Source organism: Myxococcus sp. AM010, from assembly GCF_013372585.1.
Lineage (GTDB): Bacteria > Myxococcota > Myxococcia > Myxococcales > Myxococcaceae > Myxococcus > Myxococcus vastator.
Genome location: NZ_JABXEO010000050.1, coordinates 1 through 11,283, shown reverse-complemented (window position 1 = coordinate 11,283; position 11,283 = coordinate 1). Strand labels below are relative to the sequence as shown.

Sequence of the window (11,283 nt, the reverse complement as noted above, 5' to 3'; positions counted from 1 at the left end):
CGCCGCGCCGTTCGTGAAGTGAAGAGGGCTCCGGAGCACCTGGCTCCGGAGCCCTTTTTGCGTCGCCCCTCCTCCGGCTCGCGCTCAGGCGCTCCGGGTGGGGAGACGGGAGAAGGCCTCGGAGGCCTTCTGCGCGATGCGCGTGAGTTCATCGAGCGCGGGCGCGGCGATGGGCTCCGCGCCATGGTCCGCGACGATGAAGGCCACCGCATGGCCCCGGTTCCGGATGGCGATGACGGCCAGGTGCGAGGGGCCCTCCCCACCCAGCGCGGCGAAGATGGCTTCGTCCTGGGGACATGCCGGTGCGTCGAAGACGCTGGCGCTCGGGGACGTCATCGCGGTGTGCAGCAGGGACGGCGCTTCGAGGTCGACCTTGAGGCCGGCGACCGCAGCGCTGTCACTGCCCGGGCCCCAGGCATGCCCCACCCGCGCGAGGCCGAGGCTCTCACCCAGGAGGAAGGCGCGCTGGTAGCGGCCCGCGCAGTACGCCAGCACCACCCTGCCGAGCGTGCCCTGGGTGTTCACGACGTCGAGCGCCGACAGCACGTGCTCCGCCGTCACGGCAGGGCCACCCTCGGGCACCTCCGTGGACGCGCTGGCCGCCGCGGCCAGGAGCGTGGCAATGACCTCCGAAGGCTCCGCCGTCGTGGGCTGCCATGGCTGCTGGATGAAGTCCCACGCCGAGGCCAGGGGCACTTCGGTCGCAGCGGGGGCCGCGGTCGGGCCGTCGAGGTCCACCACGCGGTCCGCCCAGGTCGTCTCCGGAACGTGGCCAATGGGACCCGCGTCATCGCCGCCCTGCCAGCCCACGAACTCCCACGTCGAAGCGAGCTGCATCGGCTCGTCGGACGCGCCGGACAGGTCGTCCAGTTCAATCGGCGCCCGAGGCGTGGGGGTGACGGGTGGGGTCGCGAGTTCGGGTGTCTCGGCGAAGGACGCGGGAGCGCCGTCACTCGCGGTGGGCGCCGTGGCGTCGACGCTGCCCGCAGGGGCAACGGGTGTGGTGAGCAGGTCACCATGCTCCGCGACGACGAAGCCTCGTGCCTTGCGCGGCGCCAGGCTGTCCTGCGTTGGCGGCTCCTCGTGCGTGCCTGGCGCAGCCTCCGCCGCCATCGGGTCGGCGTCGCTGGCGCTGGCCGCCAGGTCCAGCTTGAGGCCGAAGGGCTGCGTCACCTCACCGAAGGGCAGCGCGGCCCGCTCGCCCGTGGATGGAACGGCGGCGGGAGCGGACTCGATGGACAGTGTTGGTTCGGTTTCCGCAGCCAACTCCGCGACTCCGTGAGACGACGCATCGCTCGGTGTCGCGGTGGCTTGGGAGTTCGTGGCGACGGCTTGAGCCGTGGAGTGCTCAACGGCATCGGCCACGAGGACTGGACCGGAATCGGCCTGCGAGGCCTCCGGCAGCGCTTCCGCACTGGGAGGTTGCTCGGTCCCGGGTTCCACCGTAGCAGAGGCCTCCGTGCCATCCGGCGTTGCCACCTCCTCCGAAGCCGTCGGCACGACTTCGCTGGCGCCTGCATCCGTGAGGCTGCCGCCCGGAGCGACATCACCGGACGACGTCGATACCACCGCGCTCACAGCGACTGCGTCCGGCGATTCAACTGGAGAGGTGTCCGCGTGCTGTGAGGTCCCAGCGTCCAGCCCTGGAGTCGATGCATCCGCCGGTTCAGCAACGGCGACACCTTCATTCGTGGACGACGGGACGTGCGCACCCTCGAGTGCCACAACTGCCGTTTCCACGGTCCCCTGAGGAGCCAGTGCCGGCGACGACTCGCCAGCGGCGGACGCTTCGGGTGCCGCATCGCTCACACCGGCAGCATGGGGCTCGGTGTCAACCGAACGCGTGTCACTCGAACCATCGGCGACATCCGGCGCGGCAGGAGCGTCAGCACGTGCATCCGAGGTCGAAGTGTCCGCGGTGGTCGCAGCAGGCGTCTCAACGCGCTCACTTGCCACGCCAGAGTCATTCGGCTGGGCAGTCACGAAGCTCGCGGCCGAGGCCTCGACGTTCGCACCTGGACCAACGGAGTCGTCCGGCTGTGCCGAAACGCCATCGGCCGTCGATGCGGCCGCGAGCGCATTCGCATCACCGGCAACTTCCTGCGCGGAGGAAGCTGCACCCGCCACCGAGTCGTCGACGCTTGAGGTGGCGACATTGGCCGTGTCCAACACCGCGGATGTGGCTACGGCTTCAGCGCCCGGCCCCGCGACACTGGCTGCTTCCGAGTCAGCGGCAACTGCGCCTGCTACCGCTGACTCGACAACGGCATTCGGTGCGTCGTGAATGGGACTGGCCACCGGTTCCTCGGCCCGAGCACCTGTTACATCCGCGGCCTCCAGCACAATGGGAGCGGCGCCGATTGCCTGAGCCTCGGAAGCCGCGACCGCGGCAACCGCAGCGTCCGACGAAACCGCGGCGGCTTCGGTTGCGACACCACCCGATTCCACACCGACGTCCGGTGCCGTCACTCCAGCGGCTTCGCTCGCGACGCCACCCGCTGCCGTACCGACGCCCTCTGCCGTCACCTCAGCGGCTTCGTCAACCGCCTGCGGCCCACCTGACGCGTCGGTGGCAATGACCGGCTCAACCACGGTCGTGGCATCCGTCCGGGCTGGCGTCTCGGGAGCCACCTCCACGTCCACCGACGGCGCACCTTCAACCGCGACAGGGGTCGCCGGCACCACGTCGGAAGCCGTGACGGCAACGGCATCCACGTCCAACACCACTTCAGAGTCCGAGGGCAACGCCTGCGAAGGAGCCCCACTCGCGTCGACGGCAGACGGCACGTGCTCTTGAACCGCCGCCTCAGCTGGGACGCCACCCTGTTGTGGCACCACGCCGAGTTCGGTGGAGTCTTCGCGCGCTTCAGACGCGAAGGGCGCAGGTGCGACACCGTGCCCACGATGAACCGCAGGCGACATTCCGGGAGGAACCGGCATTCGGCTTGAGTCAAGGTCCTGCGCCGGGACGTCACCGCTCGGCACCGAAGCCCCCAGGGCTTGCTCAAGGTGGAACGGACGTTCCGTTCCATCCGCGGCGGCCGAGGACGAGGCAGTGTGTGCTTCCACTGGAGGAGTCTCGGCTGGCTCGTCGGTCCGCGGAGCTTCCGCAGCGGCATTGCCAGGGACTGGCATTTCCGCTTCCGCGGGCCGTGCATCCCCCGATGACGCGGGAGGCGGCAGCGCTCCGGGAGGTGTCATTTCCACGGGAAGCTGCGACGACATGCCCGCTGGATGCGCAGCGACCACGCCTGAAGGTGGCGTCGGGGCCGCATGCACGGGCGGTCCACTCATTGGGCCCTGCGCCATGCTCGGCGTGGGTGCGCCCTGAAGGGGAACAGGCGGGCCACCGACGGACGAAGGTTCGGGCAGCGTGCTCGGAGGCGTCTGTCCGTGAGGCGAGTGCGCATGAGGCTGCCCCGGCCCGGCGACAGACCGCTCCCCAACACTCATCTCCGAAAGCAATGCTCCGTGAGGCACGGGCGCCGGGGGCACGCCGTGCGCAGGCGGAGGATGTACGCCTGTCATTCCGGGTGGCACCGTCCCGCGAGGCACGGGCGCTTGGGGCATCCCGTGCGCAGGCGGAGGCGGTGCTCCCGCCATTCCCGGTGGCATCGCCCCGGGAGGCACGGGCGCCGGGGGCACGCCGTGCGCAGGCGGAGGCTGTACGCCCATCACTCCTGGGGGCATCGCCCCACGAGGCACCGGAGCCTGTGGAGCCCCGTGCGCGGAGAGAGGCGGAGCGCCCGCCATTCCTGGTGGCATCGCCCCGTGAGCCCCCGGCACCGCAGGCAGTCCCGGCGACGACGGCGGTCGCGCTCCCATCCCCCCCGCAGGCACCGGCCCATGAGGCCCAGGCTGGCCAGGTGCAGGAGGCCGTGCTCCCATCATCCCCGCAGGCACCTGCCCATGCGGCCCTGGCAATCCGGGCGCGGGCGGAGGCCGTGCTCCCATCATTCCCGGAGGCACCGGCCCCGCATGAGGTCCGGGCATCGCGGGCAGCCCCGGAGACGACGGGGGTCGTGCTCCCACCATCCCCGGAGGCACCGGCCCAAGAGGCCCCGGGACCGCGGGCAGCCCCGGCATGGACGGCGAGCGATGTCCCATCACCCCGGGAGGAACTGGCCCGTGTGGCCCGGGCGCGGCGGGCAGACCCGCCGCGGACGGAGGCCGTGTCCCCATCATCCCCGGTGGCACTGGTCCATGAGGCCCCGGCACGGCGGGCAGGCCCGTCGCGGACGGAGGCCGATGTCCCATCATTCCGGGAGGAGCTGGCGCAGCGGGCCCGGAAGCGCCCCCTGCCATGCCAGGGGGACCCGGCACCGCAGGCAGACCCGTCGCGGACGGAGGCCGATGCCCCACCATCCCGGGCGGCACCGGAGCACCCGCCCCCATCATCCCGGGAGGCACCGGAGCACCCGCTCCAACCATGGCCGGAGCCTGCGCCCCCACCCTCCCGGGAGGCACCGGAGCACTCACTCCAGCCATCGCAGGAGGTGGTACGCCCATCATCCCCGGTGGCACCGGCCCATGAGGCCCCGGCACTGCCGGTCCCCCCGTCATGGACGGAGGCCGAGCGCCCACCATGCCTGGCTGCACCGGACCGTGTGGCCCAGGAACCGCGGGCAGGCCCGTCGCGGACGGCGGACGATGTCCCATCATCCCTGGAGGTGCGGACATCCCTCCGGGCGCGGACGACGGCGCTGCGCCCACCATCCCCGGAGGAATCTGCGGACCAGCAGCGCCCGCGCCGGGTGCGCCATGCACCGCTGGCAGTCCCGTCGCGGAGGACGGCCGAGCCCCGGCCATCCCCGGCGGCATCGACGCACCAGGCACAGGCGGCGCGCCCACCCTGTCCGGAGGTCCCGCCACCGACTGAAGCCCAGGAGACGACGGAGGCCGAGCCCCCATCGTCCCCGGAGGCACCGGCGCCCCCGAGGGCCGCGCGAGCATCCCAGGCGGAACACCCATCCCCTCGCCCGCCCCCGAAGCCCCCCGAGCCGGCGGCACGGGCTCCGAAGACGCGGCGCCCATCGGAGGAACCGGAGGCCGAGTCGCCACACCCTGCCGCGACGCCAATCCAGGTGGCTGCGTCCCCCCACCGGCGCCCTGCGGAGCCACCGGCATGGCCGAGCCCGCGGCGACTCCCGGCGCGGGAGCACCATCGAAGCCCTCGGGCACAGCGGCCATGTCCTCGACGACGTCGCCCTCCTCCAGCACCTCCCCATCCTCCAGGAGGTCTATCTCCTCCGCGGGCTCCGGCTCCATCGCGAACGGAGGCGGCGCGACGGCACGCGGCGTCTCCGTCGGCGTGAGTCGCGGCGGCGAGGCGGGCCGCGCGCTGCCACCCACGGGCGTCAGCGTCGGAGGCACGGGCACCTCGGGCGTCACCACCCGCATCCCGCCGTCCTCCCCGAAATCAATCATCGCCACCGGTGGCGCGGGCGGCGGCAGATGGTCCGACGGATGCGAGCTCCCCGACACGGCTGGCGCCCACCGGACCGAGCCGGAATCCTCGGGCTCCGTGTCCGGGTCATCGCCGCTCAGGTACTGCCCGGGCGCGAGCCCACCAAACATCCCTTCCGCCTCGGACTCCGCTCGCACGGGCGCGGGAGGCGGCGGCGTCATGCTCAGCGCGGCGGGCGCCAAAGAGACCTCCACGGGCAGCGCCGCGGTCCCGGTCCGCTTCGGGCGCTTCGTCGAGCTCATCTGGATGAACCGCATCTCGCGCTTGATGCCGTAACGAAGCTCCTGGAACTGGAACAGCCGCAGCTCCGGCGTGACGTACGGAACGATGCGCAGGCCGGTGATGAACCCCAGCGCATCCGCGTGCTCGATTTCCAGCGGGCTGGCCATGGCCACCTTGAGGCGCCGGCCTTCTTGCGCCAGCGGGAAGGCCTGGTGCTTCTCCGCCATCGCAGCGGGGAGCAGGTGCAGCACCGCGTCCGGCGCCGCCTCGAAGTCCGCTTCCTGCGCCACCGGGTAGCGGCACAGCTCCCCCAGCACCATGGCCAGGGTGTCGATGTCGAGGATGTCCAGCTCGACAAGGTTGGAGCCCAACCTTCCGCCGTAGATGAGCTGGGCCCGAAGGGCTTCGTCGAGCTGCGCCTGCGTGATGAGGCCCTTGCGGACCAGGATCGCTCCGAGCTTTTCGGCCATGTCCGCCCGATTCTAGACGCCTTCTCAGCGGCTGAGACGCCCCTCCCGTCGCCTGGCCCCTGCATGCCAGCCAGGCCGCACGAGCGGAGCCACAGGCACCTGCTCCGAGTGAAACCAGGCCCCCGGCTCGAGGCCCACGCCTCCACACACCACGCCGCGCCTGCCGGAGTGTCACTCACCGTGAAGAGAGAAAACTCCAATCACGCTGCGCCTGCCGCGGAACCCAGGGCCATTACAGGGAATTGTCAGTTTTACAGGATATAAATGGGAGTGCAGTCAGCTCCGCAAGAGCTTCACTCCCAGGAGAATCGATGAAACGCATCCCACTCGCATGTCTCGTCACGGCGCTGGCCACGGGGGCGCCGTCGGCGCTGGCCTCCGATGAGGTCTGCCAGCAGGAAGAAGTCTCCTCTTCGTCCCAGCGGCTCACGAAGGTGGGCGAGGACGTCTTCCGCCGCTTCGAGACGACCCACCCCTACGCCACCACGCAGCTTCGCGCCTTTGACGGCCCCATCCACACGGACGTCATCACCCACCCCGGCGCGGCGTACATCGCGCCCCACTTCGAGCGGCTCGACCTGGAGGAAGGCGACTTCGTCGTGGTGCGCGCGCCGGACAACTCCCGGTCGTGGCGCTACGACAACTCGCACCCGGGCGCGCGCAGTGGCTTCTGGGGCATCCACATCGCCGGCGACACGGCCATCATCGAGCTGCACAGCCAGGACAGCGTCAACCGCCGCGGCATCCTCAACAAGCACGGTTACTCCATCGACCGGTTCGCGCGGGGCTACTCCAACGAGGAGATGGGCCTGTCGGGCAACAAGGCCCTGTGCGGTGCGGACGACACGCAGTGGGCCCCCTGCTACGCCTCCAGCGACCCCACCCTCTACGGCCGCGCCCGTCCGGTGGCGCGCCTGCTCATCAACGGCTCCGGTGCGTGCACGGGCTGGCTCGTGGGCAGCCAGGGCCACCTGATGACCAACCAGCACTGCGTCGGTACGGCGAGCGAGGCGCAGAACACCCACTACGAATTCATGGCGGAAGGCGCGAGCTGTTCGACGAGCTGCGCGAGCTGGTTCGGCTGTCCGGGTACCGTCATCCCGGGCGGCACGCTGGTGAAGGTGGACGCGCCGCGTGACTACGCGCTCATCCAGCTGTCCCAGAACCCGGTGAACACCTACGGCTACCTCCAGTTGCGCGCCTCCGGCGCCGTGGTGAACGAGCGCATCTACCTGCCGCAGCACCCGGCCGGCCACGGCAAGAAGATCGCCGTGCGCTCCACGGATGCCCGGGACGAGTCCGGCTTCGCGGAGATCTACAGCCGCAACGAGGCCTCCTGCCAGTCGGGCGGTCCCAACGACATCGGCTACTACGCGGACACGCAGGGCGGCTCCTCCGGCTCGCCCGTCATCGGCCACTCGGACAACCTGGTGGTGGCCCTGCACCACTGCGCCAACTGCCCCAACCGCGGCGTGCCCATTGAAGCGGTCATCAGCCACCTGGGCACCAGCCTGCCCCAGTGCGCGCTGCCCGCCGCCGGCTGCCCGGACACCGGCGGCAACGGCGAGCCGCCCCCGCCGCCTCCCCCGCCCCCGGAGAACTCGTTCGACTACAGCGCCAGCAACACCAACAGCGCGCAGCAGAACACCACCAACCACACCCTCGCGCTGACGGCGGGCCAGACGCTCACCGTCGCGACGTGTGGCCTCACGGGGACGCAGCTCACCGGTGACACGTGGCTGCGCCTGCGCAACCCCGCGGGCACCGAGGTGGCCTCCAACGACGACGCGTGCGGTGGCCGGGGCTCCAGCATCACCTTCACCGCCACCACCGCCGGCAACCACGAGGTCCGCGCCGGCTGCTACTCCAGCGGGAGCTGCACCGGCCGCGTCGTCTGGGAAATCACCGGCGGCTCCGGCGGCCCCACCAGCGGCAGCTTCAGCTACAGCGGCACCAACACCAACAGCGCGCAGCAGAACACCACCAACCGCGACGTCACCATCGCCGCGGGCAAGAGCATCACCGTGGCCACCTGCGGCGTGACGGGCGCGTCCTTCACCGGCGACACCTACCTGCGCCTCTTCAACGGCGCCACGCAGGCGGCCGCCAACGACGACGCCTGCGGTGGCCGAGGCTCCAGCCTGACGTACACCTCGCCCACGGCCACCACCCTGCAGCTTCGCGCGGGCTGCTACTCCAGCGGGAGCTGCACCGGCACCGTGGTGTGGAACATCCAGTAGTCCCCCCCGCGGCGGCGTTGAACCCCCGGGCCCGGGCCGTGGCGAGCGCCACCGCCCGGGCTCGCGGCGTCAGTAGGCGTTCTTCGACAGAAAGCCGCCCAGCGCGGTGCGCACGAGGATCTTCAGGTCCATCAGCAGCGACCAGTTCTCGATGTAGTACAGGTCGTACTCGATTCGCTTCTCAATGCACGTCTGTCCGCGCAGGCCATTGATTTGCGCCCAGCCGGTGATGCCCGCCTTCACCTTGTGCCGCAGGTGGTAGCGCGGAATCTGCCGCTTGAACTCCTCGATGAAGACGGGGCGCTCCGGGCGCGGACCCACCAGGCTCATGTCACCGCGCAGGACGTTGAAAAACTGAGGGAGCTCGTCCAGCGAGTACTTCCGCAGGAACGTGCCAATCACCGTGCGCCGCGGGTCGTCCGGGCGGGCCATCATCGCGCCGCTGTGCTCGGCGTCGATGCGCATGGTGCGGAACTTGAGGATGGGGAAGGTGCGCCCATCCATGCCCATGCGCTCCTGGCGGTACAGCATGGGCCCGCGGCTGGTGAGCCGCACCGCCAGCGCGGTGGCCGCCATGAGCGGCGCGGTGATGAGGATGGCCAGCAGGGAGAAGAGGATGTCGAAGGCCCGCTTGGCCACCCGGCTCCAGCCCTCCATCGGGTCGCCCTGGAGGCGGATGATGGGCAGCCCGCCGAACTCCTCCAGGCCGCCATAGAGCGTGATGTACTGGTACAGGTCCGGCACCACGCGCACGTCCACGGTGCGCAGGGTCAGCTTGTCCATCAGCCCCTTGACCTGGGCGTGGCCCTCCAGCGGCAGCGCGAGGATGACCTGGTCCACCGGCTCGGCGTCCAACACCTCGTTCACCTGGTCCACGTGTCCGATGATGCGCACGCCCCCCACGTACTGGCCCACCTTCTCCTGGCGCAGCGTGAGCACGCCCGTCACCCGGAAGCCCAGCTCGCGGTGGTGCTCCACCGTCTCGATGACCCGCTGCCCCAGGTCCCCCGCGCCGATGACGAGGATGGACTTGAGGTTGTGGCCCCGGCGCCGGATTTCACTCACCAGATAGCGAGTCACCAGCCGGCTGCACGTCACCAGCGCGAAGGCATAGACGATGAAGATGACCAGCGTGAGCCGCGAGTAGCGCTCGCGCACGAAGTACGTCACCGCCACCAGGATGAGCGCCGCGGTGATGGTGGACTTGAAGACCTCGAAGACCTCGCCCGTGTTCGTCCGGGAGCGGTTGGTGCCGTACAGGCGTGACTGGTGGAACGTCACCGGGAAGATGACGAGCACCATCAGCAACGAGAAGAACGAGTCCGTCCAGGGAGGTATCCCCTCCGTGACGGGCACGATGCCGGAGAAGCGCGTGGCGTACGCGAGGACGAAGGCCAGCGCGAGCATCACCATGTCGGCGACGACTTTGATGGACGTGTAGAAACGCTGGAGACGACTGAACACCGCAGTACTCCTGTGGCGTAATCAACGGGTGGCCACCCCTGTGCAAGACTCGCGCCCTCTTCAGACGGACACGCGTTTTGCCCATCACCGTTTGATAGCCGCGCTTGCTAACACGAAAAAATTCGTGAAAACAATGGGTTGCGGCGACCCCTCCCCCACAGCCGGGAGCGCCCTCCACCTGCTGCCCACAAAAGGCCAGGCCAGGAGCGACAGCGAAGTCACAGTCCCGCTGCGGGGCCTGGGGAATCTGGCGACACCCCGCCGAGCAGCGAGTGGATTTCTCGAAGCATGGCACGCTGGAACTGCGCGCGGCCAAAGCGCTCGGCCTGGGCGCGAGCGGCTCCGGGCCGGAAGCCTGTCTCCCATTCGTCGAAGTGGCGCACGGCCGCTGCGAGCGATGCCGGCGTCTGTTCCGAGAAGAAGATTCCGGTCTGCTCCGTCACCGTCTCGAGCGCGCCGCCCTTCCCGTAGGCGATGACGGGCCGGCCCGTCGCCTGGGATTCCAGCGGAGTGAGGCCGAAGTCCTCCTCGGGCGTGAAGATGAGCGCGCGGGCGTCTCGGTACAGCGCCGGAAGGGACGCATCCAAGACATTGCCAAGGAAGCGGATATTTTCAGGCAGGGTTCCGGCCCCCAGGCGAGCGGCCTCCTGGCCTGTGCCCACCACCCAGAGTTGTGCCTCCAGGTTCCGGAACGCCTCCAGCGCCACGTCCAAGCGCTTGTACGGCGCGAAGGCCCCCAGCCAGAGGAAGTAGCCGCCCTGCCCCCCGCCCGCCAGGGGCACCTGGGCGAAGCGCTCCAAGGAGACTGGGGGGTGGATGACGGACGCCTCGCGGCCCCAGAAGCGCTGCACCTTGGTGGCGATGTGCCGACTGTTGGCGATGAAACGATGGACCCCCGCCGCCGTGCGCCGGTCCCACCGGCGGAGCCAGGGCCGGACGGCATGGGCCGCCGCGCGCACCGGGAGGCCGGTGCGCCCCGGGCCGAAGTAGTCGTCGAACAAGTCCCACATGTACCGCATGGGCGCGTGCACGTAGCTCAGGTGCGGCGTGCCCCGCGGCGTGCGCAGGCCCTTGGCCACGCAGTGACTGGAGGAGAGGACCAGGTCGTACTTCCCCTGGAGCTGGAGGGACTCGATGGCCTTCGGCATCAGCGGCAGGAAGTGCCGGTAGCGCGTGTGGATGCCGGGGATGTGCTGAAGGAAGGACGTGAAGATGCGCCGGGATTCGATGGCCGGCGACTGGGAGCCCGGCTTGTGGATGAGCGTGTAGATGTCCGCGTCTGGCAGGACTTCACAGAGGGCATCAAGGACGCGCTCACCACCTCGGTGGGTGACGAGCCAATCGTGGACCAGGGCAACCTTCACGGCACGGCTTCTAACACCGGGCGCGCGCGGCGCGGCAAGCGTCGAGGGTGCCCCGC

The 11,283-nt window shown here is 70.2% G+C and carries 5 protein-coding genes and 1 pseudogene; 2 read left to right on the top strand and 4 right to left on the bottom strand.

Annotated features, from left to right (window positions below; all coding sequences use genetic code 11):
* Positions 1-84: 84 nt before the first annotated feature.
* Positions 85-1,266, bottom strand: coding sequence for a general secretion pathway protein GspE (locus tag HV826_RS37375; RefSeq protein WP_255217350.1), 1,182 nt, complete (start codon positions 1,264-1,266; stop codon positions 85-87).
* Between the two features lie 3,922 nt (positions 1,267-5,188).
* Between HV826_RS37375 and HV826_RS37370 the strand changes: the two genes are divergently transcribed.
* Positions 5,189-5,743: a hypothetical protein gene (locus HV826_RS37370; RefSeq protein ID WP_255217349.1), complete on the top strand. Its 555-nt coding sequence runs from the start codon at positions 5,189-5,191 to the stop codon at positions 5,741-5,743.
* A 50-nt stretch (positions 5,744-5,793) separates the two neighbouring features.
* Here HV826_RS37370 and HV826_RS38120 read toward each other — a convergent pair.
* A pseudogene (locus tag HV826_RS38120) lies at positions 5,794-6,009 on the bottom strand (hypothetical protein); the annotation flags it as partial.
* 461 nt (positions 6,010-6,470) lie between these two features.
* Here HV826_RS38120 and HV826_RS22070 point away from each other — a divergent pair.
* Positions 6,471-8,399 (top strand): serine protease, encoded by a 1,929-nt coding sequence (locus HV826_RS22070; RefSeq protein ID WP_176418985.1) that lies wholly within the window; start codon positions 6,471-6,473, stop codon positions 8,397-8,399.
* Positions 8,400-8,468: 69 nt separating this feature from the next.
* Here the strand turns inward: HV826_RS22070 and wbaP are convergent, their stop codons facing one another.
* Together wbaP and HV826_RS22060 are read right to left on the bottom strand one after the other, a co-directional pair.
* Positions 8,469-9,863 (bottom strand): undecaprenyl-phosphate galactose phosphotransferase WbaP, encoded by a 1,395-nt coding sequence (gene wbaP, locus HV826_RS22065; RefSeq protein WP_176418984.1) that lies wholly within the window; start codon positions 9,861-9,863, stop codon positions 8,469-8,471.
* Between the two features lie 218 nt (positions 9,864-10,081).
* Positions 10,082-11,227, bottom strand: a complete 1,146-nt coding sequence (locus HV826_RS22060; protein ID WP_176418983.1) for a glycosyltransferase — start codon at positions 11,225-11,227, stop codon at positions 10,082-10,084.
* Positions 11,228-11,283 lie beyond the last annotated feature (56 nt).